Source organism: Odoribacter splanchnicus DSM 20712 (assembly GCF_000190535.1).
Taxonomy (GTDB): Bacteria; Bacteroidota; Bacteroidia; order Bacteroidales; family Marinifilaceae; genus Odoribacter; species Odoribacter splanchnicus.
Window position 1 is genome coordinate 1,495,421 of the sequence record NC_015160.1, and the last position, 26,486, is coordinate 1,521,906.

At 45.2% G+C, this 26,486-nt stretch carries 26 protein-coding genes and 2 pseudogenes; 13 read left to right on the forward strand and 15 right to left on the reverse strand.

Annotation, left to right across the window (positions count from 1 at the left end; all coding sequences use genetic code 11):
* Positions 1 to 369 precede the first annotated feature (369 nt).
* The 8 genes and pseudogenes from ODOSP_RS19625 to ODOSP_RS06315 all read right to left on the reverse strand — a co-directional run bounded on the left by ODOSP_RS19625 (position 370) and on the right by ODOSP_RS06315 (position 8,758).
* Positions 370 to 651, reverse strand: coding sequence for a hypothetical protein (locus tag ODOSP_RS19625; RefSeq protein WP_148233353.1), 282 nt, complete (start codon positions 649 to 651; stop codon positions 370 to 372).
* A 402-nt stretch (positions 652 to 1,053) separates the two neighbouring features.
* Positions 1,054 to 1,833: pseudogene (locus ODOSP_RS19185) on the reverse strand (hypothetical protein).
* A 201-nt stretch (positions 1,834 to 2,034) separates the two neighbouring features.
* Positions 2,035 to 2,484: a hypothetical protein gene (locus tag ODOSP_RS06295; protein ID WP_013611529.1), complete on the reverse strand. Its 450-nt coding sequence runs from the start codon at positions 2,482 to 2,484 to the stop codon at positions 2,035 to 2,037.
* Positions 2,485 to 2,521: 37 nt separating this feature from the next.
* Positions 2,522 to 3,193, reverse strand: coding sequence for a fasciclin domain-containing protein (locus ODOSP_RS06300; RefSeq protein ID WP_013611530.1), 672 nt, complete (start codon positions 3,191 to 3,193; stop codon positions 2,522 to 2,524).
* Positions 3,194 to 3,269: 76 nt separating this feature from the next.
* Complete coding sequence (locus ODOSP_RS06305; protein WP_013611531.1) at positions 3,270 to 4,775, reverse strand: RagB/SusD family nutrient uptake outer membrane protein; 1,506 nt, start codon at positions 4,773 to 4,775, stop codon at positions 3,270 to 3,272.
* A gap of 3 nt (positions 4,776 to 4,778) precedes the next feature.
* The gene (locus ODOSP_RS18710; RefSeq protein WP_049782836.1) at positions 4,779 to 5,906 is read right to left on the reverse strand and encodes a SusC/RagA family TonB-linked outer membrane protein; all 1,128 of its coding nucleotides are present in this window, start codon (positions 5,904 to 5,906) and stop codon (positions 4,779 to 4,781) included.
* Entirely contained in the window at positions 5,864 to 8,050 is a 2,187-nt protein-coding gene (locus ODOSP_RS06310; protein WP_049782837.1) for a SusC/RagA family TonB-linked outer membrane protein, read from the reverse strand. The genes ODOSP_RS18710 and ODOSP_RS06310 overlap by 43 nt, the downstream gene beginning before the upstream one ends.
* Before the next feature lie 147 nt (positions 8,051 to 8,197).
* A complete protein-coding gene (locus tag ODOSP_RS06315) occupies positions 8,198 to 8,758 on the reverse strand; it encodes a hypothetical protein (protein ID WP_013611532.1) in 561 nt (186 codons plus the stop codon).
* A 260-nt stretch (positions 8,759 to 9,018) separates the two neighbouring features.
* Between ODOSP_RS06315 and ODOSP_RS06320 the strand changes: the two genes are divergently transcribed.
* Positions 9,019 to 9,243, forward strand: a complete 225-nt coding sequence (locus ODOSP_RS06320; protein ID WP_013611533.1) for a helix-turn-helix domain-containing protein — start codon at positions 9,019 to 9,021, stop codon at positions 9,241 to 9,243.
* 392 nt (positions 9,244 to 9,635) lie between these two features.
* Here ODOSP_RS06320 and ODOSP_RS19880 read toward each other — a convergent pair whose 3' ends face one another.
* Together ODOSP_RS19880 and ODOSP_RS06325 are read right to left on the reverse strand one after the other, a co-directional pair.
* Complete coding sequence (locus ODOSP_RS19880; protein ID WP_013611535.1) at positions 9,636 to 9,776, reverse strand: hypothetical protein; 141 nt, start codon at positions 9,774 to 9,776, stop codon at positions 9,636 to 9,638.
* 133 nt (positions 9,777 to 9,909) lie between these two features.
* Complete coding sequence (locus ODOSP_RS06325) at positions 9,910 to 10,371, reverse strand: hypothetical protein (protein WP_013611536.1); 462 nt, start codon at positions 10,369 to 10,371, stop codon at positions 9,910 to 9,912.
* A gap of 265 nt (positions 10,372 to 10,636) precedes the next feature.
* Between ODOSP_RS06325 and ODOSP_RS06330 the strand changes: the two genes are divergently transcribed.
* Positions 10,637 to 10,867, forward strand: coding sequence for a helix-turn-helix domain-containing protein (locus tag ODOSP_RS06330; RefSeq protein ID WP_013611537.1), 231 nt, complete (start codon positions 10,637 to 10,639; stop codon positions 10,865 to 10,867).
* Between the two features lie 366 nt (positions 10,868 to 11,233).
* Positions 11,234 to 11,809: an ORF6N domain-containing protein gene (locus ODOSP_RS06340; protein WP_013611539.1), complete on the forward strand. Its 576-nt coding sequence runs from the start codon at positions 11,234 to 11,236 to the stop codon at positions 11,807 to 11,809.
* A gap of 352 nt (positions 11,810 to 12,161) precedes the next feature.
* On the opposite strand, the gene ODOSP_RS06345 is transcribed toward ODOSP_RS06340, so the two are convergent.
* Together ODOSP_RS06345 and ODOSP_RS18715 are read right to left on the reverse strand one after the other, a co-directional pair.
* Complete coding sequence (locus tag ODOSP_RS06345) at positions 12,162 to 13,154, reverse strand: ATP-binding protein (protein WP_049782838.1); 993 nt, start codon at positions 13,152 to 13,154, stop codon at positions 12,162 to 12,164.
* On the reverse strand, positions 13,147 to 13,530 hold the full coding sequence (locus ODOSP_RS18715) for an AlbA family DNA-binding domain-containing protein (RefSeq protein ID WP_083813725.1): 384 nt from the start codon (positions 13,528 to 13,530) through the stop codon (positions 13,147 to 13,149). Before ODOSP_RS18715 ends, ODOSP_RS06345 begins: the two co-directional genes overlap by 8 nt.
* Before the next feature lie 411 nt (positions 13,531 to 13,941).
* Here ODOSP_RS18715 and ODOSP_RS06350 point away from each other — a divergent pair, with 411 nt between their 5' ends.
* Positions 13,942 to 14,514, forward strand: a complete 573-nt coding sequence (locus ODOSP_RS06350) for an ORF6N domain-containing protein (protein WP_013611540.1) — start codon at positions 13,942 to 13,944, stop codon at positions 14,512 to 14,514.
* 359 nt (positions 14,515 to 14,873) lie between these two features.
* On the opposite strand, the gene ODOSP_RS20160 is transcribed toward ODOSP_RS06350, so the two are convergent.
* Positions 14,874 to 15,038 carry a hypothetical protein gene (locus tag ODOSP_RS20160; protein ID WP_228026175.1) on the reverse strand — a complete coding sequence of 55 codons (165 nt, stop codon included), beginning with the start codon at positions 15,036 to 15,038 and terminating at the stop codon, positions 14,874 to 14,876.
* On the opposite strand from ODOSP_RS20160, the pseudogene ODOSP_RS20165 reads away from it, so the two are divergent.
* The 9 genes and pseudogenes from ODOSP_RS20165 to ODOSP_RS06380 all read left to right on the forward strand — a co-directional run.
* Positions 15,015 to 15,143, forward strand: a pseudogene (locus ODOSP_RS20165) (AAA family ATPase); the annotation flags it as partial. The gene ODOSP_RS20160 and the pseudogene ODOSP_RS20165 sit on opposite strands and share 24 nt — an antisense overlap.
* A gap of 214 nt (positions 15,144 to 15,357) precedes the next feature.
* Positions 15,358 to 15,804, forward strand: coding sequence for a DUF4143 domain-containing protein (locus tag ODOSP_RS20170; RefSeq protein ID WP_228026174.1), 447 nt, complete (start codon positions 15,358 to 15,360; stop codon positions 15,802 to 15,804).
* On the forward strand, positions 15,801 to 15,962 hold the full coding sequence (locus ODOSP_RS20175) for a hypothetical protein (RefSeq protein ID WP_228026173.1): 162 nt from the start codon (positions 15,801 to 15,803) through the stop codon (positions 15,960 to 15,962). The genes ODOSP_RS20170 and ODOSP_RS20175 overlap by 4 nt, the downstream gene beginning before the upstream one ends.
* Positions 15,963 to 16,192: 230 nt before the next feature.
* A complete protein-coding gene (locus ODOSP_RS19630; protein WP_140403399.1) occupies positions 16,193 to 16,417 on the forward strand; it encodes a hypothetical protein in 225 nt (74 codons plus the stop codon).
* A gap of 524 nt (positions 16,418 to 16,941) precedes the next feature.
* Entirely contained in the window at positions 16,942 to 18,810 is a 1,869-nt protein-coding gene (locus tag ODOSP_RS06360) for a DUF262 domain-containing protein (protein ID WP_013611543.1), read from the forward strand.
* Between the two features lie 4 nt (positions 18,811 to 18,814).
* Complete coding sequence (locus ODOSP_RS06365; protein ID WP_083813726.1) at positions 18,815 to 20,956, forward strand: DUF262 domain-containing protein; 2,142 nt, start codon at positions 18,815 to 18,817, stop codon at positions 20,954 to 20,956.
* A gap of 4 nt (positions 20,957 to 20,960) precedes the next feature.
* Complete coding sequence (locus ODOSP_RS06370) at positions 20,961 to 21,248, forward strand: hypothetical protein (protein ID WP_013611545.1); 288 nt, start codon at positions 20,961 to 20,963, stop codon at positions 21,246 to 21,248.
* Positions 21,249 to 21,471: 223 nt separating this feature from the next.
* Positions 21,472 to 21,810 carry a MazG-like family protein gene (locus tag ODOSP_RS06375; protein WP_013611546.1) on the forward strand — a complete coding sequence of 113 codons (339 nt, stop codon included), beginning with the start codon at positions 21,472 to 21,474 and terminating at the stop codon, positions 21,808 to 21,810.
* Positions 21,807 to 24,179, forward strand: coding sequence for a DNA/RNA helicase domain-containing protein (locus ODOSP_RS06380; protein WP_013611547.1), 2,373 nt, complete (start codon positions 21,807 to 21,809; stop codon positions 24,177 to 24,179). Before ODOSP_RS06375 ends, ODOSP_RS06380 begins: the two co-directional genes overlap by 4 nt.
* 406 nt (positions 24,180 to 24,585) lie before the next feature.
* Here the strand turns inward: ODOSP_RS06380 and ODOSP_RS06385 are convergent, their stop codons facing one another.
* Positions 24,586 to 25,338 (reverse strand): hypothetical protein, encoded by a 753-nt coding sequence (locus ODOSP_RS06385; protein WP_013611548.1) that lies wholly within the window; start codon positions 25,336 to 25,338, stop codon positions 24,586 to 24,588.
* Between the two features lie 193 nt (positions 25,339 to 25,531).
* The gene (locus tag ODOSP_RS06390) at positions 25,532 to 26,170 is read right to left on the reverse strand and encodes a hypothetical protein (RefSeq protein ID WP_013611549.1); all 639 of its coding nucleotides are present in this window, start codon (positions 26,168 to 26,170) and stop codon (positions 25,532 to 25,534) included.
* Positions 26,171 to 26,486: the final 316 nt, after the last annotated feature.

Consider the following 26,486-nt stretch of genomic DNA (forward strand, 5'->3'; position numbering starts at 1 on the left):
CCAGAATAATAATCTATAAAATAAACAGACCAGAAACTGTAAAAGCACTCTCTCTTACTTCTAAAACACCTAATCATTCAATATAGTTAATCTTTCAATATTTAAAGTGAAGGTAAAGAAATCCCGGAAGGAAAACAGAACACTCTGAATCAACTATAAGGACAAGGTAATTGTGCACACATTTATCCTGCCTTCCAGAACAATAAAAAATGCAGTCCGTGGCAGGAGTTGCTGACGATCGCCGGCAGGCTGCATTCTTTTGGGAGGTGAAGTGCTTTCCGCTTCGATCATTGAGAGAACATCATGTATTTGTCGCAAAAAAGCATAAAAAGATAACAGAACTATTACCTCTTTTTCTCTCTATTTTAGTTAGAAAATAATCGTTTTGCCATTAAATTTACTCAGATGGAAAAGGAGATCAACATTCAGGAACAGGGGGTAGGAACAGGGCAGATGATAAGAAGGCATTCCATTGGGTATATGTAGAATACTTTCCAAATCTGCAACAGTATACCATACGCGATGCATACAGCGGAGAATCTGATGCAGCATGCCTTTTTCGTGCAATGGACCCATCTGAAACAATATAACGATCGCTATAGTGTCGTCGCTTACCTGCTGACCATAGGCAAAATCAATTGCCTGAAACATATTCGTTCGCAGAAGTTTCAAGGCGATTATCAGAAAAAGATAGTAGAGGTGTTACTCTTTACAAATATGGCCGAAGAAAAAGCTGACAAAGCATTGCAGTACAGGTTACAGAAGTTCTTGGGCGAACTGCCGGAAAAACAGAAACAAGTATTGCTAAAGCATGTGCCGAACATAAGACCATACCTGAAACCGCCAATGAATTACATGTTACCGGGTCGACGACTGTGCATGATTAGGTACTCCTTCTTCCTGAATTTTTTGAATAGCTTGGAAAATATGCTCACGAATGATCGTACTAAATTCTTTCATAATAATCAACTCTGTTTTGGTTCCATTTTTCAAAGATAGATAATATAATTTTCAAAATTATTACTTTGATTCATATTTTACCAATATGATATATTAAAAAAACTCTCCCCTCAGCCAGATTCCGAAAAAGCGGTCGTATACCTGATATATGCCCTGTTCCTGCGTGATAAAATCCTTTTCGAGCAGGCCACGCAGGGCAGACTGTACGGAACTTGGGGAGGATAGACGGTAGTTCTGAACAAATTCGCCGGAAGTGACGACACGAGCCTTGCCTTCCTTAGCCAGAGCAATCAGCAATTCCTTCTATTTTCCAGGCCTCCGGTACAACATTTCCAGATAGGTATATTAAAAAAATCCATTACACTGTCGAGGGCCGGAAAAATCATATCCCGCGTATAATTCCCTCCCGGAGGAGTTGAACTGTACAAAACATTCAGCATCTTTTACAGATACCAGGTGATTCCTTCAAATTGCCGGTAGAGCAATTCCACCACTTCCGGTACAATCGTTTTTCCTCCCTGTTCGAAATTCCGAATGGCAAAAGCCGTGTATACAGGCAAAGCAATGCTTTCCATATACAGGACGGGAGGCACTCAGGAACATATTCCCCATGACATGCCACCGACTGCCCGCAAAAATAAAACAGGCTCTTTTACCCTTGGCTTTAAACCTTCGAGAATCACCTTACTCAGTAGAAAAACGAAATCCCGCAACGAAGCTATCGCATAAATATCCACAAAAAAAGTATAGTATAGACGGACTATAGACTCATTTCTGAATCAATGTTCTATCAGTCCGCTTTTACCGCATTCTGCGGGTGGAAATCAAAGCCAGATTATTACCATTACTGATCTCCCGGATCAACTTTTCCATCTACCGGTCACAAAAATATTCGGGAGAAACATGCCCGCTGGTTACGAAAAGATTTATCAGAATGGTCACACTTCACAAAATTAATTGATACAAAGACAATTATTATAAAACAATAATCAAAATCCAATAAAACACAGAAACTGACAAAACGAAAAACCGCGATGGCCGCTAATAGCCATCGCGGCAAGGTTTTCTCTGTCGCTAACCTTCTTCTCTACTTCCGGAATCAGCCGTTTCGGCAGCAGGCTCCACCACTATCGTGTATATCCCCGGAAGCACAAAGCTACGCCCTAGGTTCCACACCCGGAGGTCGGCCCTGTATGTGCCCACTGGGATCGTATGATCCTTCGCGATCCGGAACACCCCGGTCAATACCACCTCTACCTGCGAGGCGATCACGGCCACCACTTCCCGGCCCGAGTCATCACGCAAGGCTGCCAACTCATAATGTATAGGGAAAGTACCGATCACCCCCTGTATCTTCTCCGATTGATAGGGTATCGTATCCCCGTTGCCTGGATCGGCGGCAATCCGGAGCGTATCGGTGACATACCCGGCTTCGTCCGTTTCCAGATACCCCTTGGTGATATCATCGCAACTATAAAACCCGATCCCTGCCAGGATCAGCATTCCTAATATTCCTATTTTCATAATACATCCTTTAATGTGTGATTGTTTCTTCATTTTATTAATCATACACTCCTCCTCTCCTATCCTCACTACCGTCCACCACCGGGTCGGCCATCTGAAAGGTGGTCGACAACGAATGCACCACGGCATTATCGGTCATGATATCCCCCGAGGCCACGTGCCCCGTATGACCCGATTCCAGGAAGTGGAAACCGATGCCGTCCGCTCCGATGTCCGGCATCCCCTGCCAGCTGCCTTTCACCCGGTACACCCGCAAATCCAGACCGTTCAGGGTTTCAAAAACCGTTCCCCCTTCCAGCGTACCCTGCACCTCATACGGGAAATCCACCCGCACATGCCGTCCTGCAATCACATACGACAACAGAATCTCCCGGCACAATGCATCCGGCATATCCGCCACCGAGCGGTAAACCAGCTCCCCCTCCCCGTCCGTCGTTCGCAAAAGGAACTGCACGATACTCAGATTCGTCAGACCGAACACCGTCATCTGCGGACAATCCGGGTCTTTACCGTCGAACAGGTCCGCCAACCCGGCCTTCCGGATCATGATCACCAGCGAGTCCCAGTTGCCGTGCCCCGCCTGCATATATTCCCAGGCCGTACCGTCGTAAACCCCGTTAGCCAGACCTGTATCGTGGAACGTATCTTTTTCACAACCGCCTGTTCCGCAAGCGATGACGAACATTATTCCTATCATATAATTTTTCATATTCCATATATTTTTTATTGTTTTCCCGCCGGAAAGGCATCCCCCGGCAGGAAAACACAGATTATAAATCGACGGCTCAAAACTTTCCTACCCAGTAAGCCGTCTGTTTCACCTTCGGGTTATTGTTCATCGCATCCAGAGATACCGGCAGGAACAAAGCCCCGGCCGCCACATCCGTTTCCGTCAGATCACGGAAGCCCCCTTTCAGCAGGTTATAGGTGTGATTGCGCATATAATCGAAATACCGCACCCCCGTCTGAAACAGCAACTCCCTGTCGCGTTCCAGCTGTATCGCCCGCCGGAGATCACCCTCCGCCTCCGAATAACCGGCCACGCCCGCACGGCGGCGGACAACATCCAGGTCGGCAACGGCCCCTTCCCGGTCACCCGTCGCCGCTTTCATCTCCGCCCTCAGCAGCAGGATATCCGGCAGGCGGATCAGGATATCGTTCGCTAACAGCGTACGCGGCGTACCGTCATAAATTCCGCCCGAGTAGTATTCCACCTCCCGCCACATCCGAACATAGGCAGCTCCTTGTGTCACAGACACCGGCTCTTCCTTCATCCGGAAGAAATCGGCAAAATAGGCCTGTAAACGCAAATCCTCCGGCGTGTAAAGCCTTTCCACCGTCTCGTTGCGGATAAAGAATTTACGCCGCGAAGCAGGGGTCGTCCCTTTCAACACCGGCCATTTTTCGACCGTCCCCCCGATATAGCTCCCGAAATCCTTATACTCCCCCCGGCTGTCGTCATAGCACACCTCGAAGATCCCTTCCTCCGAATTTCCGGGAAGCACCTCCGTACATACCTCCTCCGGGCTGGCCACCAGACGGTAATTCGGGTCCCCGATCACCTTCCCGGCAGCTTCGATCCCCAGCGCATAATATTCCGGTTCCTGCCCGTAGCCCGCTATCCACGCATACACCCCGGCCAATATGGCATACGCCGTCCCCCGCCCCGGGATCTGACGGGCCGTAAGTGGTTTACCCTCCGGATCCTTCAACTGATCCGCAGGAGGCAGGTATTCCGCTGCCAGCAGCAGGTCCGCCACGATATGCCCGGCGATCTCCCGCCAGGGCGTACGCCCCTTCTCCGAGATATCCTCGTATTCCAGCACCAGCGGCGCATCCCCCCACAACCGGATAATCTGGAAATACAGGCAGGCACGGATACACAGCGCCTGACCCATATAAAAACGGTAACGCTCCTCCGGAAGACCGGCCCGGTAAAGATTACCGATCACCAGATTGGCCGCGCTCACGGCCTTATATTCGTACATCCAGCTGAACTCCACGGCTGTAGCCGTATAGCCCGAAAGGTTATGCTCATTGGCCTCCCGCCAACGGGCAAGGCCGAAATTATCCAGCAGCAGACCGCGGTCGCGGTAGTCCTGCGTAAAACTCCCCATCACCTCACGGAACTGGGCGTGCATGCCGTAAACCGCTGCTTCCACATCCGCTTCGCTACGGAAATGGTTCGCTACCGTCGTATTATTCTCCGACAACTGCGTCAGGAAACTGTCACATCCCGACAGGAGGAATAAAGCCAGCCCTGCGATATATCCGATCATCTGTTTTCTCATCGTTTAAAAATTTAAGGTTAGTCCGATTGTAAAGCGGCGCGACAGCGGATAGGCGTTGTAATTGTCCACTCCCGTATACGGGTCCACCGTCTCCGGGTCGCCGCCCCGGTAATCCGTCAGCGTAAAAAGGTTCTCACCGCTTATGAAGATCCGCGCACCGAAACCCGTCGCTTTCCGCACCGCTTCCGGCAGCGTATACCCCACCGTCACCGCCTGCAGTTTCAGGTAGCTGATCCGCTGAGCGTTCGAGGCCAGGTTGGTGGCGAAATTATACAGCCCGTTCTCCATCCGGTTGGCCGGATAAGGCGCACCGTCGCCCGGATGCTCCCAGAACAGCCCGTCGAGACTACCCGTCAGATAAGGACGCGCCATATCCGCCGGGTTCAGCGCAAGGTAAGTACCCAGAGAAGCCCCCCGGGCAGCATCCAGTACCCACTTGCGGCAAACGAAATTGAACAGCACGGTCACATCCAGCCCCTTCCACATCAGGTCCGTGGAAATACCGCCCTGAAACTGTGGCAGGGGCGAACCGATATATATACGGTCCTCCGCCAGCGTACCGTAATTATAAATCTGACCATTGCCGTCCACGTCCGTGATGATCCGGTCGCCCGCCCGGTAGTAGGCACTCCCCTCTCCGCGGAGGTATTTCTTCACCCCGTCCTCATAATAAGAAGGCACGTCGCTCCGGCGGCCGTAAATCCCCCGGTCGTCGAAGGCATAAATCCCGTAAAGCGGCAGCCCGATCACCGAAAGGTTGTTCGCAAAGCGGGCCGCCGTATTCTGGAAATCGCGCCCGTTCAGGCTCCGGGCCAGCCGGTTCCGGTTCCTGCTTACATTGAACGACAGGTTCCACTGCCAGGTCCTCCCGCGCACCAGCTCACCCTTCACCTCCAGCTCCACACCCTCGTTGTCGATGCCGTACATATTCCGCCACGGGGCCAGGAAACCCGTATGCGTGCCGGGAGTCGGGGGATTGTACAGCAACCCGCGCGTCCGTTTCAGGTAATAATCGAAAGTGAGGCCGATGCGGTTGTCCAGCAACCCGAGGTCCAGCCCCGCATCGTATTCCGTCGTCTTTTCCCAGGTCAGGCCGCTGTTCGAGACACCTGCCCACCATTCGGGAACCACAGTCGGATGCCCCAAATAGGGAGCGCCCTGATCCAGTTCGCCCTGTGCCAGATAGGGATATTCGAAGATACGCCCGTACGCCCTTGCGAGAAGCGCAGCTTACCGTAATTCAGCCAAGGTTTCAGCGCCTGCATAAACGGCTCCTCCGTAAACGTCCACCCCACAAAATACGAAGGGAACCAGCCCCAACGCACATCCTCGCCGAAGGTCGACGAAGCATCGCGCCGCAGGGTGAAGCCCGCATAATACCGCTCCCTGTAATTGTAGTTCAGGCGGCCGAACAGGCCCACCATCGTCTTTTTCTCATAATCCGAATAATAATCCTTCAGGTCGAGCCGGGCCTCCGCATCGTACACCTGCGAGTACCAAGGGGCGTAATGGATGGTGTTCGAGGCAGCCCCGAGCGCCTTGCCCGTGTTATTGTTCATCTCGTCCTGCTGCACGGAAAAACCGAGCAGCAGGTCGACCGTATGGCTGCTGCCAAACGTCCGGCGGTAGGTCAGCAGGTTCTCGTTGAGCACCATCAGATGGCGGGCGATCGTGCCGCTGCTATAGGTTTTACCGTATTCGTTCACCTCCTTCGGCAGGAAAACGTTCTGGTTGTTCTGGAGATAATCGACCGCCACGCCCGATTTCAGTGCCAGGCCGTCGGCGATCTCATACGTTAGGTCGAAGGAAGTGCGCAGCTTGTAGCTGTCGTTCTTCTCCCTGGTGCTCTCATAGCGGCGGGTCAGCTCGCCGAAATAAGGCGTTCCGGGACCGGGCAGCACCGTCGAGGTGAAAAGAAAGTCCGGCAGCGTGGAATAAGCCGTCGGCGCCGGATTGAAGGCATCCACCCCTTTGCGCGAGCGGTTGTTGTCGGTATAGGCCAGGTAGAAGCGGAAATTGCCGTAAAGGTGGTGCGCAGGCTTGAAGGCCAGGTTCGAGAAGGCCGAAAAACGGCGGTTGCCCGTACCCCGCAGCGTTCCCGCCTCATCGTAAAAGCCCAGGCCGACGGAATAGGCGATTCCCTCCGCCCCGCCCCGGACCTGGATATTCGCATTCGTGGCATGGGCGGGGCGCAGGTAATATGCCATCAGGTCGGTGGAATTGTTATAGAAAGGGTTCAGGCTGTCCTGATACACGGTCATGTCCGCGCCGTTGCCTTCGTTCCAGAAATAATCGTAAGGCTTGCCCAGGGCGTAGCCTTCCGGATAGCGGTAGGAATCCGTTTCCCGGTCGTAGTACACTCCCGCATAATTTTTCATCGCCTCCAGACGGGCGAGCCGCTCGGCATTCCCGCCGATCCGCTCCGGCAGCAGGGGCTGCAGGATAAAGGTGTGGCTGACATTGGCCGAGAGCAGGGGGTGCTGGTTGTAGCGGCCCTTTTTCGTCGTGATGATCACCACCCCGTTGGCTGCCCGCGAGCCGTAGATGGCCGCCGCTGCGGCATCCTTCAATACGGTGAATGTTTCAATGTCGTCCGGGTTGAGCGAGGTGAGCGGGTTGCCGCCCACCTTGAGGCTGGCGTCGTCCGAGGCGATCACCCCGTCGATCACGAACAGCGGGTTACGGTTGCCGGCAATTGCCAGGTCGTTCGCACCGCGGACGATGATGCTCACATCGTTGCCGCCCGGATCGCCCGACTGGCTCGCGATATACACCCCCGCCATCTGGCCCTTGGCCAGCGTCAGCACGTTGGATGCGGGCTTGTTTTGCAGCCGGGCGGCATCCACCGTCGCCACCGAGCCCGACACCTGTCCGCGCCGCTGCTCCCCGTAGGCGACCACCGTCACCTCCTCCAGCGATTCACGGCTCTCTTCCAGCCGGACCCGGAGCATTTCCCCGGCACGGTAACCCACCGTCACCGTCTTATAGCCCACACACGAAAAGGTCAGCCTGCCGCGCTCTTCGGGCAGGCGGAGCGCAAAATGCCCCCCGTTGTCGGTCGCCCCGCCCGTAATTCCGTAACGGACGGTCACGCCCGGCAGGGGGACGCCTTCCGCATCGGTCACCAGGCCGTTGACCGGATAAGTGGATTGTTGCTGCGGCACTCCTGCCTGCAAAGGGACGGGCAGGGTAAAAGCAGCCAATAAACAGAAAATAATGGCGGTCAGCCGTTGCTTTCGTAAGCTCCGGCTAACGCTGCATGCGTTTTTTTGCATAACTTTGTCGGTGTTAATATTAGTAATAATGTTAATTGAGGCGGGAGGACTGAACGGGCACGCCAATGTCACCCAGTCCCCCGCTGTTTTTTTATGGAATCTTCATTTTTTTCCGGTTCACCTCCTTCCCTGTTTGCATTGTTTCGTTTATTTTATCGTCCCTGTATCCTTTCCGGACAGAACCGGATCTATACTGGCCGGATCGGAAAGATCGATACGCAACATTTCCTCCAGGTCCGTTTTTACCCGGCAGAAGAAGATCAGGTCATGGGCGATCAGGTCATGCAGCTCCGAAATCTTTCCCGTAAAAATACTCTGACGGTAAAGGATATTGTTCAGGCGCCGTTTCTCCTTCTGGGAATCCGACGAATCCGTGAACAGATAAAAGCTGCAGGCCTTGATCAGGAAGGGATCGATATCGCTCCACGGATGGGTGTCGAGTAATTTTAATAGCTTGCAGCTCTTTTTTACACGGGTATAAAGGATCTGTAATATTTCACACTCCGTTGAGTCTGCGGTGACCGAAGGACACATCATCCGGGACATTTGCAGATAAAAGTGTTTCAAAGGTTCGTTGTCCGTCGAAATAAATCCTTTGGGCAGGCACTTACCCGTTACATCTGGTTTTTCAGGCTGAAATTCTTCTCCGCCTAAGCTGGAATACCGATTCTCTGTCGGTTGAAAAGTGTTTTGATGATCTGTTTCCATGTTTGTATTTAATTATAATAGTTAGATATAGTAAGACGTAAATCACGTCTCATAAATTGTAAATTTCCTAAAGGAAATAATCTTAATTCGGTGGAGATTTGTTATTTTTCATAATTGAACTGTTATATTTTAGTTATTGATATAATGTATATTCTAATCTTTTTTTACTTATTTATTGTCCCTTATCAATTTCTGGTTTATAAACCAGAAAGAGTGTCAACCTATATTTTTTCCTTTGTTATGAACTTAAAACAAAGGATATGGAAGATGATGAATTAATATTACACAAATTCGGTCAAAAATTGCAACAGCTAAGAAAAAATCAATCTTTAACCTTACAAGAACTTGAAGCTATCGTTGATATTGATAATAGTAATCTTTCAAAGTATGAATCCGGCAGTATAGATATAAGGCTTACTTCCTTATATAAACTTAGTAAAGCACTCGGAATTACATTAAGCAAATTGTTTGAGGGCATAGAATAACATACTATCAATCAAATATTTTTCATTTCTGTTTTCATAGTAAAAAATTTTGTTGAAGCGAATAGAAAAGACGGTTCCGCTCGTCCCGTTGTACTACACCTCGAAGGCAGCGGGTGCATTAACACTCCGCACGGGGATACGAAACCGCCGTATATGGAGTGTACAAGCATAAAAAATGCCTGTCAATGATTGGCAGGTTTCCCTACCTTCGAGTATGTAGTACGTAACAAATGTACAAAAATTCTCTAACATAACAAAACAAACTTTCAAAGAACTATCTAAAATCATTAATTGTCTTATACTTCAACAGGTTTTATCATAGTAATTACTTATAATTACACAATGCCTCCAACCTGCTCAACTCTTTCCCTGTTTCCTCCTTTTTCTCCTTATCATCCGGCGAATTTATCAGATAATAAAGGCAGGCACTTACCCGTTAGATCTGGTTTCTCAGGTTGAAACTCTTCTCCGCCTAAGCCGGAATACCGATTCTCTGTCGGTTGGAAAGTGTCGGGGTGTTGTTCGTTTTCCATAAGTAAAGTTTTATTCGGTTTATAACTAAAAATGATTAAAAACTCTCTATTCAAATTGGGTTAATAAGTCAGGCAGGAAGTTCCATACCTTTTATTTAATGGATTGAAAGAGGGCTATTGACTCAGGCCGTCATTACACCTCCTTCCTTGGGGAGGTCAGAAGTTTCCCCTTTGCCGCACGTTCTGATTCCCCATGCAATGATTCAAGGAAACCCTTAAAATAAAAGGCCTTCTCTGCAATAAATTGTTTATGCCAGGCAAAGTCACGGCAATATGCGTCCAACCTGTTCAACTCTTTCCCGGTTTCCTCTTTTTTCCCCTTATCATCCGGCGAGTTTATCAGATAATAAAGGCAGGCATTTTTAACATGTTCCAGATTCAAAACCACTTCGTCGAGCCATCCGAAAAAGCCGTCCATCAGTTCCGTGTCATTTTCAATGCAATCGAAAGGATTAGGGTAAGAATGGTAATCCACGAAACCTTTCCAGATTCTTTCAGCTTCATTCGGTAGTAACAAATCCCCCGAATCGGGAGGAAGATTGTGTAAAATCCGCGCGTAAGCTTCATTGGTAAGAGTGTCTTCAATGGTATCCATACTCTTAAGTTTTATAGGTTGATATAAATTCTAAACATCCAAGTGTCTGGCTATTTTCCTTTTCGTGTAAATTCTTGCTTTCTTACATCGGTTGGTGGTTTTAGGCTAATAATCCAGATTCTATTACATTTATTTTCCGTATTTAATTTTTCTTTTTCAACAAATCCTCGTAATTCTATAAGTTTACAAATATTTACACAAGTAATTCTATAGGATTACACTTGATTTCCAAAAAAAACCTTTATTTGACAAATGAATAAAGGTTATGAAATCTCCTATAGAACTATATGTTAGTAAAAAAGCCAAAGAACACCGCCTTGCAAAAGGTTGGAGCTTACGTTATCTTGCTGATTGTATGAATGTTTCACATACTTTTATTAAAAATATAGAAGATCCAGAAAGCGATAAAGCATACAACTTAGACCACATCAATATGTTAGCAAAAGTTTTTGAATGTAAAATAAGTGACTTACTTCCAACTTATCCTTTAGATTAATCTTTAATATTTCCATTAATCAATTCTTAAATAAGCGGAAATTAAAAACGGTCCCGCCTGTCCCGTTGCATTCCACTCCAAGAGCAGTGGGCACATTAATGCTCCACACGGGGGTACGGAACCGCCGTATGGAAAGGACAAGGCATAAAAAATGCCTGTCGACAATCGGCAGGTTTCCCCGCTCTTGAAATATGGAATGCATTACAAATATATGAATTTCTATAGACATATCAAAATAAATTTTTCTCATTTTTCAATTATTTTATATACTTTTCCCGCACTCTAGTGTATCCCAAGAATTACCCTCTTTGATAAATAAAGAATTTTTCATAAATTTATAGAATTCAATCCGGAAACTATGTGCTTATGGTAGACCTGCAACTCATACAGAGCAAAATATATGAAATCCGCGAACAGCGGGTAATGCTGGATTTTGATCTCGCACAAATGTATGGAACGGAAACCGCACAATTAAAACGTGCTGTCCGACGAAATAAGAAACGTTTTGACGGTGAAGATTTTATGTTTGAGGTTACGCGTGATGAACTTTCAAGATGCCAAATTGGCACCTTGAACAAGAGCCGTGGGAGTAATATCAAATATCTGCCCTTTGCTTTTACAGAGTTGGGAATTGCTATGCTAAGCAGCGTACTTAACTCTGAAACAGCCATTGAAATAAACAAAGGTATTATGCGTGCTTTTGTTGCTATTCGTCAATTGATAGCCAATCCCCCGCCAGATAAACATTCCCTGCTTCAAAAAGAAGTAAAGGAGTTAAAGCAATATATCGAAGAAATATTCACCGACCAGAACGACATCAACGAAGACACCCGCATGCAACTTGAACTCATCAATCAGACACTGGCAGAATTGCAGGTACGTCAGAAATTGTCAGACAAACCGTACCGCCCTATCGGTTTTATCCGCCCGGAAGAAGACTAATTGAGTTTTTATATCATCTGAATATTCTGAAAAAATTATAAAAGACAGGGAGCACATTAACGCTCCAACACGAGGTACAAAACTGCCGTATATGGAGAGTAACAGGTATAAAAATACCTGCTCTTACCGGCAGATCTCCCGCTTTTGTGGTATAAAGAGGTGTAACAAATATGGACATATCAAAATAAATTCTTTCTTATTTTTCAAATTATTTTTATCCAGCAGTCAGACATAATCTCTCCAAGTTTGACAATACACCGTATAGTTTTTGAGCAGCTGGGACTAACATACCATTATTCGCACTCACATTTTTGTAGTTTATAATAACTATTTAATATACAAGAAAAGCCCGTTAAATGTTATTATCTTGCAGAATCCATTTCCCGGTTTTGGGATGTCCATCCCACTTAATTCCAAGATTTTTAAGATGTCGCTCAATTGTCTTTTTCGTAACAAATAATTGGTTCGCAATATCTTCTCGTTTAATGCAGGGATTAGATTTTATGATTTGAATAATTTTCTCATCAAGATTTTGGGCGACATTTTGGGCGACATTTTGGGCGACATTACCCCATAAATTCTTTTTTGCAGGCTTCTTTTCTTGGTAGCTTAGCCCGTAAAATGGTCGTTTGAATGTGACAATCACAAAACCACCGTCACATCGCCAGATGGGCTCTTCTATACCTTGCTCACGGCATGCGTCCATAATGCGTTTAGCTCCGGATCCCCAGCTTTCCAGATAGGTTGATTTGTAGAGAGCTTCGGCAATCTTTAAATTGTATGGATATGATTCATGAGATTCCTTAATGGTTTCAGGAGTAATTTGCAAAGGGAATATTCCCGGATTCGCAATTTCTACGCGGTCATCATAAATCGCAATGCTGTTGGTCAAATTATATTTCTCCCATTGACGGTGACAAAGCGAGTTTATAAGAGCCTCTCTCAAAGCCTTATACGGCACCTCCAGATGTTCCTCTCGCTGTAAGCTATGATTAGTTATCTTGCCGCCGAGATTAAGATGTTTGAAGAAAAATGCCATACCTGCGTCGAGGAGATCGAAAAAGCAACCCTCGACACGCTGATTGTCAATAAACTCATTTTTGTCAGTTCCAACAAAACGTGCCATTCTCAACCGGAATTGCGGATATTCGTCGATATTGTCGGAGAATAGCATGGTAGCCCCATTTGTCGGCACACCATTTTTCAAAAGCTTCCATTTTACCAAAGTCTCTTCAATTGGTACGCTTATAGCGCTTGCCGGGATACGTCCACCTTCCACACCAAGACGTATGCACCCTTTGATGTGTTTCTCGTTCAAATCAGCAAGAGTGATGCCATCAGCCATTTGCCCTTCCCACGAATATATCTGAGGCCGATGTGCAAGGATGCGGTCGTTCGCCCCAAACCCAACCGTCAAAGTGCATTGCAATAACCTTGTTACCGGGATAGTCCGGCACATCAACATATTCCACATGTACATCAACAGCTGGTTCCAGTCCGGCAAGAGCCAGAGCAATTTCCCGTTGAGTATTGTCTGTCACCTCCTGCCCGACTATCTTCAGAGACTTAGGCGTAACGCCGAAAATCAGCCAACCTCCCTCTGTATTGAGAAACGCGCATGCTGAATGCATACCGTCTTTCAGCTCACCGGTAGTCTTCTTTAGTTCTAAAATCCGCGACTCGTCGGATACTATCATTGTTCTTATGTCGTCAATGGTCACTTGGAATCTGTCTTTATAATTTTTTGTTTGGCTTTAGGCCAAATAGAGGTTATTAATGTTTTCATTCCAACATCAGCAATTGTAATGAATTTAATCTTTAAACTTTAACCTCCCGGCTATCCACGGATCTCATATATCTTACTTTGTATAATCTGTAAATCAACCATACGCAACACATTTATTGCTATTGTGTAAATTTATAAATTTTGTATGATATTCCAAGCTCTCCATAGAGAGATATTTTGATAAAGTTTTATGCGTTGTACAGTTACCTTTTCATTTTTCAATTCATTTTTATCCGATAGTCCGCCCCTTACTGTAATTTGTAAGTTTCTCCCCCCAATTACCCCTCTTTGATAAATAAAGAATTTTTCATAAATTTATAGGATTCAATCCGGAAACTATGTGCTTATGGTAGACTTACAACTCATACAGAGCAAAATATATGAAATCCGCGGGCAGCGGGTAATGCTGGATTTTGATCTCGCGCAAATGTATGGAACGGAAACAAAAGTCTTAAAACAAGCGGTTAAACGTAATATAAAGCGTTTTCCTACTGATTTTATGTTTGAATTAAACAAAGAAGAATTCGAGTTTTTGAGGTCACAAATTGTGACCTCAAACCAGAGGGGAGGAACACGTTATATGCCCTTTGCTTTTACAGAGCAAGGAGTGGCAATGCTTTCTTCTATATTGAATAGTGAAGTGGCTATAGAAATAAACATTAGTATTATGCGTGCTTTTATAGCTGTCCGTCAATTGATAGCCAATCCCCCGCCAGACAAACATTCCCTCCTTCAAAAAGAAGTAAAGGAGTTAAAGCAATATATCGAAGAAATATTCACCGACCAGAACGACATCAACGAAGACACCCGCATGCAACTTGAACTCATCAATCAGACACTGGCAGAATTGCAGGTACATCAGAAATTGTCAGACAAACCGCGCCGCCCTATCGGTTTTATCCGCCCGGAAGAAAATTAATTGAGTTTTTATATTATCTGAATATTCTGAAAAATTATATCCCTTTTCTTTTTTATAACTGACAACTCTATTGTCGTATAAGTTTTGTAGCAGAATCCTCGCATCTATTTTTGTATTTACACCTCCTTCCTTTAGGGGTTAGTAATTCCCGTTTTTTGCACTTTCTGATTCTCTGTGCAACGATTCAAAAAACTTTCAAAATCAAATGCTTTCTCTGCAATAAATTGTTTATGCCAGGCAAAGTCACGGCAAAATGCGTCCAACCTGTTCAGCTCTTTCCCGGTTTCCTCCTTTTTCCCCCTTAGCATCCGGCGAGTTTATCAGGTAATAAAGGCAGGTATTTTTAATATGCTCCAGATTCAAAACCACCCCATCGAGCTATCCGAAAAGCCTTCCATCAATTCCGTATCATTCTCAATACAATCAAAGGAAAAAACCTCGACGTGAGGAGCTTTACCGAAAACGACCCGATCGCTTTTCTGAACCAGTACGCGGAAGGCATGCTCCTCGACGAAGTACACCATGCCCCGAATTTATTGTCGTATATTCAGGGTATGGTAGACGAGGATACCAACCGGCGTTTTGTCCTTTCGGGTAGTTCGCAGTTCGCCATGCTGAAGAAGATTACGCAGTCGCTGGCGGGGCGTACCGCCGTATTCGAGCTGCTCCCCATGTCCTGCGCCGAAATACGGAAAACAGCCACCGGTACGCCGCTCGACGATCTATTGTTCAGCGGATTCTATCCGGCAATCTGCTCGGGACGCAACATGCCTAAATTCCTCTATCCGGCGTATGTGAAAACCTACCTGGACAAGGGTACGCGATTTGCTGCAAATCAAGGATATGATGCAGTTTCATACATTTATCCGGCTTTGTGCCGAGCGCATCGGCTCGTTATTCAAAGCCTCGGAACTGGCCAACGAGATCGGTGTCAGTTCCCACACGATAACGGCCTGGCTGCCCGTACTGCAAGCGCCCTATACCGTAACCCTGCTGCCCCCGTATTTCGAGAATACACGCAAGCGGCTGACCAAAACGCCCAAGCTCTATTTCATGGATACGGAGCTTACCTGCCATCTGCTCGGCATCGAATCGCCGGAGCAGCTCGCACGGGACAAGATGCGGGGAGCACTGTTCGAAAACTTCATCGTGACGGAGGCATTGAAACAGCGGTATAACATGGGCAAGGAAAGCAACCTCTATTTCTACCGGGACTCGAACCAAAACGAGGTCGATCTCGTGCTGAAAAAAGTTCGGGGTTGTACGGTATCGAGATCAAGTCGGCCATGACCTACCGCACAGATTTCGAGAAGGCGCTGAAACAGATGGACAACTGGATCAAGGAACCGATAGCGGGCAAAACCGTCGTGTATGCGGGGACACTCGAAAATACCGCAGGAGAGATCAAACTGTTGAATTATGCCCATCTGGATGATGTGCCGGAATGATTTTCTATCGCCGGCTTTCTCTCTACGAGTGGCGGTTCAGAAACACATGCAAAACGGTCTTTCGCATATAACAATAAACCTCCTATGATGGACTCGAAGAAACGTAAAATGATATTTCCGGCAGAAAAGTCTCCGGCCGCCTTTTCGCAGATGGCGAACCCATAAAAGCCTGTAAACCAACGCTACAGGTCCAGTTTTTTTCACCATCTTTGAATAAAATCTCCATGAGTATGGAAAAAACATTTGAACCGGTAGTTGCCTGTCCCCAACAACTACCGGTTCATCGATCGGCCGGAATACAGGCCGGTGTCCGACAAACAGCTTGCCGATGCCCGCATACAGCAGCGCACGGCCGAATTCCTAAGAGGAAAAAACAACGAGAATATATACGTACGACATATCTCTGTGGCTTGAAGAATCACATCAGTAAAATCAATTTGGTTACTATCGCTTAATGCCTTATCCAACGTTCATATACAGGTTGAAATATGTTTTTGATAATAAATTTTCTTAAAAGGTTTTTATAGTTTCTTTTTATGTCATCGTTATTCAATATCTTACTTTATATAACCTGCAAATCTACCCCACGACAACACGTATTCAGATATGCCGGAATTTGCCGCCAGCGAACTAAAGATCCGTTAAAACAACTGCCAGGGAATAACCGACCTGATCATTAATTCCGGCATAACCAAGCTATTATACTCTGGCAAATAAACATTTGCAAAAGTCCTGTTTCAATTTCCTATACGATCCCTTCCCCAACTCAAAACATTTCCTTATTTTTGGTTAAAATTATTTAGCAAAGAAAATTAAAATAAATATTGGGACATGATGGTAATTCCAATCCATTCCGGAGATGAAAGGAAAAGTTACAATTTCATGATGCGAAAGGGTTGGTGTGATATCATTACCGGAAAACCTGACAAAAAGGTTAGTCCGGAGTTGTTTAAACGATAACTAATTTATTTTCAAATCCATGGACGAATTAATTTATAGCGTAAAGGAAGTATTCTCCGACTTCCTGCGTAAAGAACTGACCGGATATTACAACATCCCGGAATACCAAAGAGGATATAAATGGAACGAAGCCAATATAGTGGCTTTATTAAACGATATTGAGAAATTCCGGCAGGAAACCGGAAACGCTGAAGCTACATTTTATTGCCTGCAAAACATTACCCTGGTAAAAAATACAAACGCAAACTGTTTCCATGTCGTAGACGGGCAACAACGCCTGACCACATTACTGATCCTGCTCTCTTTTCTACAACATGAAACCGACAGCACTCCCCTTCTCCTGGAAAATAAGCTACAATATTCTATCCGGCCGGAGACACACGAATTCATAACAAAACAGGTTCTCACTGGCCACATCTGGGAAAAGGAGACGGTCCCCGAACGGAAAGACCAATATTATATCAGGGAAGTTGCCCGGAGCATCCAGGCATGGTTTAAAGAAAACACCGCAACAGACAAAGGTAAATTTCTGGAAATCCTGCTATCCCGGGTCAAACTAATTGTCAATGTCGTCGACGACAAAGAGGAGAAAATATTTTCCAGCCTGAATGGCGGAAAAGTTAACCTGGACGGTGCCGATCTGTTAAGGGCAATCCTGATGACCCGGGCAGCCAAAGAAAAATACCACGGCACCTCCGCCACCAGCGAAGTCCGTGAATTCCGCATACGCATGGGCATGGAACTCGACCTGATGAACCTTTGGTTCGGAAAAACAGCAGATTATTTCAAGCAATTCATCTCAGACCAAACCATCGGGATGGCACGCATCAACCGCTTTGATTTTACCACATTGCCCATAAACCTGCTCTACCTCCTCTATTACGAATACCGGAGAAACGAAAAGGAATCGCTGAATTTCAGCTTCTTTGAATATGGCAAAAACTCGAACGGCAACCCGGATGACGACCGCTGGGAAATGTACCTCGAACTACAGGAAATGTATGCCATCCTGCAACGCTGGTATAATGACAAGGAACTGTACCATTACCTGGGTTTCCTGTTCTTCAATTTCAAAGCACAGACTCCATTCCGCGACATTTACACCCAATGGAAAGCATTGAATTCAAGGGATAAATTCCTGAAAAACATACAACATACAATAGCCACCAGAATGCTGGACAGGTATCTGGAGGAAACAGAAAAAGCAGCTCCGGACTACCAGAAATGCCTGAAGACAATGACAGAAGCAATTTCTGACTTCAGGGAGAACTGGTACAACAATGACAAGGAATTATACCAAATCCTGATCCTGCTGGATATTTTCCGGATACTGGATTCCAAGTCCATAAAAAAATTACCGACAGACTATTTTACCCGCAAATCCGGACAGAAAGACGGGGAAGACAAAGAGCATATCCTTTCCCAAACCCCACGCAAGGACAACGGGGAAATTGCCACGATCAAAACAGACTGGGAAAGATTTGCCCAGTCCGAAGATTTCAAGGATATCCGGTCCCAGATGCAGGAAATCCTGAATCATTCCGATGCAGAATTGACCGAACAGGAACTCACCCAGCTGCAAAACCTCCTGAATTCTGCCGGCCTGAATTCCATCGGCAATATGGTTTTACTGGACCTCAGGATCAACCGGAGCTACGGGAATGCCGATTATGCCCACAAACGGACTATAATTTTCCAGGAATATATGAACCAGAAATATGTACGTCCCCATACCCTCGCCGTATTTATGAAAGGAGATATCGATGCCAGGGAAGCCACCGGTATCCCGCTAAACCGGTGGACACTGGAAGATATTAAACGGAATACGGATAAAATCGCCAAAGAAATAGGAAAGAATTTCAATGCATGGTTAACTCAAAACAATTAAGATCATGAAAATGGAAGCCTTAAGTGTCAGGGATATTTTAAGCACACAAGACATCGTCATCCCCGAAATCCAACGTGAATATGTCTGGGGTAACAACAAACAATTGCTGGAACAATTCATCCGGGATATCACAACGGCCGGAACGGATATAAACGTCGGTTTCCTGTATTCCTATATGCCGGAACAGGCATCACATTCCACCTGTTTTCTGATCGATGGACAGCAACGGTTTACCACTTTAGTACTGATCCTCTATTATTTATCTATAAAAGAAAAGAGGCAAGCTGATTTTAACGGCCTGCTGAAATGTTCCGGAACGCACATGAGCTTTTCCTACCGGGTCAGGTCGACCACAGACAATTTCCTCCGGAAATTGTTTTCCGATAACACATGGTTTACAGGAACAGGCATCGAAAAACAAATAAAAAACAAAGGATGGTATACCACCATCTACGACAACGATCCTTCCATCCAAACCATCCTAAAATCCCTCCAAATCATCGATGAAAAACTGAGAGAGAATTCCGGGCCTTTATATGATACGATAGCCGGGAAGGTCCGGTTCTGGTACTTTAACGTAAAGGACACCTCCCAGGGGGAAGAACTCTACATCACCATGAACAGCCGGGGAGAAATATTACAACCCTACGAAAATATAAAACCCTTGCTTTTTGAGAAGCTCTGCGAATCGGGTTTAAAATCAGCCTATCATGCATATGGCAAACAATGGGATACCTGGGAAGAATTTTTCTATTCCCTGAATGAAGGGGAAGATATCAGGCAGGTGGATACCGGGATGAATAATTTTTTGCGTACGGTTATAGAGCTCCTCTCCTGCAAAGAGCACGACAAAATCAAACCGGCAGAAGATATCCTTGAAGTATCCCTCACCCTTTCCTCCATTTCAGATTACTACCAAGCCCTGGAAAAAATAAAAGGGCAATACCCGGAACAAGTCAAGCAACTATTCGAAAAAGGGGACCTATACGTGCTAAAAGGCCTGTTAACCGTATACGTAAAAGAAAACAGGGATGAACGCGATCCGCTACGGATATACAAAACCCTTGAAAACGGTTGCCGCAGAAAACTGGTCAACAATGTACCTTTACTAAAATTCCTGCGGAAATTCAGAAATTCAAATTTGCCGTTCTACGATTTCATCCACACCCAGCAAGAGGAGGCTCCGGAAGAATTACAAAATGTCTTTGACCAGCACGAACTGAATAAGATCAACATTTACAGGCAAACCGGCGACCCGGAACTTGAAGAGCTATTCTGGCAGGCAGAGGCACATCCCGTCACGAACGGTTCGTTAAAATGCATCTGGTATGAAAAATTCTCAGACAACGACGCCATTCGTCAGCCCTGGACAACTGCCGACAAAAATACATTCAGGAAGCGGTTCGGCTTGTTCCAGGAATTGTTTAAACCGGAACATATCCGGATCCCCTTGTCCACCCCTCCACAGCAGAATATTATCGACAATTCACTGATTGCAAGGGCATTAATTACCATCGACGACTATACCATAAATACCGGAGGACGTAACTGGTGCTTCGGATTTAGCGACAGATGGAAAGACATCATGAATACCCCCAAATCCTACCCTGTAGTTTCCGGATTAATCGATCAACTATCCGAAGATGACAGTCCTGTCTCCCTATATGACAAACTCCGGAAGATCATAGACAACTACCTTACCAACTATGACCTGAACAAAAAAGATTCCCGCTATTATATCGCAAAATATCCGGATTCCCTGCAAGCCATGCATGACGGACATAACATTATCTTCTTCGAAGCAGGATGGGATAACTATTGGATTGATGTCATCAATAAAGACCGGATGAGCTCTTATCACATCAACCTATTCAGGTATCTGGTTTACAAATATTACCCACTTACCAAAGATTTCAATCAATGGTTAGAGTTAAAGAATGGTCTGACGCTGGATTGTGCGGAACAGCATGGATGGTGTATCAAATATTCCGATAAAGTTAAAACTGAATTTGTGGAGGAACAATTTAAAGGGTATCCCCTGAAACCAAACCGGGAAGAGAAACTATTTTTTATTCCTGTCGACCTGAAAGAAGATTTGATTGAAGCCGGAATAGGTATTCTTGAAAAAATGACCCAAATCCCCTGACATCATGGAAAAACTGCACAAACTCATCCAAACCCTCCAAGCAAGCCCGGCAACTAGCCGGACTGTGATGATGGATGATGTAAAAATTCCGGGGCAGACCTTTTGTCCGGTTAGATTTTCAAAGTTTATTATTAATCCGATCGAAACGGGAAATCAGCTTCGATCTGTTTTTTTCTCTTTAAACGAAACCGCCAGGGTACCGACAACCGAGGTGATTTCATTTACCAAACCGGATGAAGATGTCATAACTGTTTTGAATTCTAAAGTCCATTTTCCCCGGGATGATCATTAGAATAAAACAATCAATAATTCGTCCGGTTTCCCGGATATCCCAATAAATTTCCGACGATCTAATCCCGTCAACTGATTACCAAGGTGTAAAAACACCAAAATTTCTATCCATAATCTTCGATTAATACAGAATATTCTCTTTTAAATATAACATTTCATTTTATAATTTTCCCCAACTCAAAACATTTCCTTATTTTTGGTTAAAATTATTTGGCAATAGGGATATGGATAAATACAAGGAAGTGGTGGAGGCCCTGATCCGGTTCAGGGATGAACGGGACTGGGCACAGTTTCATGATTCGAAAAATCTGGCACTGGCGCTACTGCTGGAGGCATCGGAATTGAACGAGTTGTTTTTGTGGAAAAAAGAAAGCCAGGCCGAAGAGGTAAACCCGGAACGGCTGAAAGAGGAATTGGCGGACGTACTGACTTATTCATTACTGCTGGCCGAGAAGCACCATCTGGACATCTTCGACATTGTGCTGGAAAAAATCCGGAAGAACGGGGAGAAATATCCGGTAGAAAAAGCAAAAGGGACAGCTAAAAAATATACGGAACTATGATTGTATACCAATCGACCAAACAAGGTTTCCGGGATGATGTTTTCAGCAATGAGATCGATAAAAAAATTCTGGAAGCATATAAAATCCATCTGGGCCGGAGTACTTCTGCCAATGAAACCTTATCGTGGAAAAACTCGATGTCGTATATGGACAGGATCATGGAAGATCCTGACATCCCAGCAGATGCCGGTATTTCCATTGAATTTCAGATTCCCCTGACTTCCAAACGGATTGATTTCATCATTACCGGGCTAAATGAAGTACAACAGGAACAAGTCGTTATCATTGAACTAAAGCAATGGTCATCGGCTGAATTAACGGATAAAGATGCATTGGTAAAAACCCGTTTCCAGCATGGTGTCTCAGAGACGGCACACCCTTCCTATCAGGCATGGTCATATGCCACGCTGATCAAGGATTATAACCAGACCGTCCGGGACGAGCAAATCACGCTGACCCCCTGCGCTTATCTCCATAATTACCCGAAGGACCAAATCATCACGAATCCCCGCTACGAACCTTATATTACCGAAGCCCCTCCTTTTTTCCAATCTGACGCAGGAAAATTAAGGGAATTTATTAAAAAGTACGTCAAATACGGTGACTCAAAGGATATCCTGTACAAAATAGAAAATGGACGCCTCCGTCCTTCCAAGCAACTTGCAGACAACCTGGTTTCCATGCTCAAGGGGAACCAGGAATTTATCATGCTGGATGACCAGAAAGTGGTGTATGAGACAGCCCTGAGCATGATCCGGAAAGCAAGTGCCGACAAAAAACAGGTACTGATTGTCAAAGGCGGACCGGGAACCGGAAAAAGCGTAGTGGCAATCAACCTGCTGGTGGAGACCACCCGAAACAGGCTGGTCTCCCGCTACGTATCCAAAAACGCAGCACCCCGGGCTGTGTATGCGGCAAAGTTGGCCGGAACGTTACGAAAAAACCAGATTTACAATATGTTCGGGGGATCCGGCACTTTCTACAACACGCCAGCCAACACTTTCGACGTGCTTATCGTCGACGAAGCCCACCGCCTCAACCAAAAGAGCGGATTGTTTCAAAATCAGGGAGAAGACCAGGTCCGCGAAATTATCGGGGCAGCCAAATGTGTTATTTTCTTTGTCGATGACCATCAAAGGGTACACATCAAGGACATCGGAGACTCTGCCTATATTGAAAAAACAGCACGCTCCTGCCATGCATCCATAAAGAAACTCGAACTATCTTCCCAATTCCGTTGCAACGGTTCGGACGGTTATCTTGCCTGGCTGGACAATACCCTGCAAATCAACGATACGGCCAACATCCGCTTATCGCAGGATGATTTCGATTTCCGGATATTCAGTGACCCGAATGAACTGAGAAAAACCATCGAAGACAAAAACAAAACAAACAACAAATCGCGGATGGTGGCAGGTTATTGCTGGGACTGGAAAAGTAAAAGAAACCCGGAAGCCACTGATGTGAACATTCCTGACTTCGGGTTCGCCATGAAATGGAATCTCGAAAAAGACGGGAGTACCTGGATTATCGGGGAAAACTCTATTCATGAAATCGGCTGCATACATACCTGCCAGGGCCTCGAACTGGATTATGCCGGCGTGATTATCGGCAATGACCTGCGCTATGAAAACGGTAAAGTGGTCACAGACGTAACGAAACGCTCCCGGATGGACAGTTCCGTGAAAGGGATCAAGGTGGGGCGTACCCCGGCACAAGCCGCACAGCTTGCAGAAGAATTGATAAAAAATACCTACCGAACCCTACTTACCCGGGGAATGAAGGGCTGTTACGTCTATTTCTGTGACAAACCACTGGAAAATTACTTCAGGCAACAACTTGAACTTCCTCAAGAAAAAGCGAAGGTAGTTTCATTGCCGGAACCCCAGGGCCCCCGCATTGAACGTGAAGTCAATGACGACGTCAAATACATCGATTACCTGCCGCTCTACACCCTGAAAGCCGCCTGCGGTAAATTCGGTGAATGGCAGCAGGCAGAAGAAGAAGGCTGGATCAAAACAGAAGGCATGGGCAAATTGACTTCAGGCATGTTTATCATCCAGGCAAACGGCCACTCTATGGAGCCACGAATCATGGACGGGGATTTTTGCGTATTCCGTGCAAATATTGTGGGTTCCCGGATCGGTAAAATTGTCCTGGTCCAACATCCGGAACATTACGATTTTGAAAATGGTGGCAGCTATTCGATCAAAAAATACAGCAGTGAGAAAAAACAGGATCCGGAAACCGGTGAATGGATGCATGAAAGAATAATCCTTTACCCTCTGAATCCGGATTATCAGCCTATTGAAATCAGGAATGAAGAAGGATTTATCGTCGTCGGGGAATTTATCGGGATTGTAAAATAAAAAAGGGATTCCGGGACGGACCTTTCGTCCGGTTTGAGTTTTTTAAGTTTCTATTCCAACATCAGTAATTGAGATCAGTTCGATTATTAAACTTCAACCTTCCGGCTTAATAAAGGCCAATCCCCGGACGTTTTATTTCTTCCTGCAGCTTATATTTTACCTGCAATTCCGTCAAAGCCTGATCAACTAATTCAATTTGCATCCGGGTATCCTCATCGATATTATTCTGGTCCGTAAAAGCCGTCCATCAATCCTATGTCATTTTCGATGTAACCGAAGGGATTCGGAAAGGAATGATAACCGATACAGAATACAGCTATAAAAGAACTTACAACTGAATCCTGTCGCCATTTACACAAAATTATGAACAGGGCCAATATTATAAAGCCAGGATCACAATTCGATCCTATTTTTTAAATACCCAATACCTCTTATAATCTTTCAAAACCTTTATGCCATCTTCTGAAAATAGAGATGTCGTCTCTTTAATCCAAGCGGCGGACTTTTGTCTCAAATCCACCATTTCCTTAGCTACTTCAGGACTTAATTTTATTAACCGCATTAATTTCCTATTCGAATAGAAATAATTTACCAATACATGTTTACAACAGAGTAAAATAAGCACTACATTATAACTCAATTCAATATCTATTTCATTAAACTGACCGTCCAAGCTTATCTGCTGTGAAGAAGGAGTAGCATGAGCCAGACTACATAATACTTTCCAGAAATCGCACAGATGCTTTTTATCAGGTATTTTCAAAAGCCGCAAAATTTTATCATACACCTCATATTTCCTGTCTTCCAACCATTTTTCTGCCCATATTTCATTCTGTTGCTTATAGAAATATTTACCGATAACCAGATATTCAAAGACCTGACGCAACAAAATATTCGCAACACCATATTCTCCTCTTAAAAGAAGCTGATGAGCGTTGTACAACAAATAAGAAATCTTTACACAAGCCTGCATCAGTACCTTATCAAAATTTCGTTCGTTATATTCCCACATGCCTAAAGCATTGAGATAATAAAATGTCATTTGTTCCTGGCAATTAAAGCCCTGTATGAATAAATTAACCTGTATTTCTAATTTTTTCCCTAGAAATACCTGATTTTCCTGTTCTTGTTGTTGGTATTTTCCGATAAAATTTTTCATACTTCAATTTATAAAAATGGCCCCACAGTTCCAAACATCTTTATTTTAACGATATCTCTCCATATCATCTTCTGTTTCTCCGTTATAAACCATTAACAACCACAACCTCATTCTGAAAGGAAAAAAACATGAAACCGATTCCCCTGAAAAAAGAACGGCTTCAATATGAGCGATCGATGTATCCTACCCGCATCTAAGGAAAAATTTGCCGACATGCCGTTATTTGCAAGATCCCGTCGGTCATTCGGTGGAGACTGATGTATTTTTCTTTATTCCGTAACTTCAATATGACCAGCTTTTCAGAATAGCCGAGGATATCGATCAGAGAAGAGAAAGATTTGCCCTCTTTACGGGCTTTATCCACCAATTGATCATTATAACGCATAAGTTCATCGTAATCTTTAATCTTCGGTTCCAATTCAAAGGCGATATCTATATCCCCCAAATCCATTTGTTCCGGATTCAGATAACTACCGAACAATACCAGTTTGCTCACCCGATATGGATAAAAATCATCCCGGTTTACTTCTTCTACCCGTTTCAGAAATTCTTGCATGATCCGATCTGCTTTTTCACGGTTAATGGGAGCCATACAACGGGCTATGCTTAAAGCATTTCCTTTCAATGTCAAACGATACATGCCGTTGTCTGCTGGTTCGATATATCCCTTAGACAACAATTCACCAACTAAACCTTCCGTCTCTTTTTCATTCAAATTGAAACGTTCTGCCAAGCCATCCCTTGTCATCAAACCGGAATATAAAAGCCGAAAATAATCCCTGATTTTCAAAACCGGAATTCCTGCTAACAGTTCATTTTTCGCAATTCTCATAACCCCTTGAATTTATAAAAAATTACATTTATTGAAATCTCTCTCCCAATAACCCTCCTTAATCACCATTTATAAACTAAAATTTATTAAGTCGACACCCCACAGTCGTTTTTTTATGATCACCGATGGATCGGTAGTACCCGGAGATTTTTCTAAAAGGTCATGGCGTTTATATACCATTGTACCCGGAAACCTACGGTTTCTGATTAGTACTTCGCTGATCGGCACATCTCCGATGCTACTTGGCGGAACTTCGTTCCTGATAAAAATGCCACTCCAGCACCAAAGGTTCGCCAATCAGAAATCCGAAGGATTT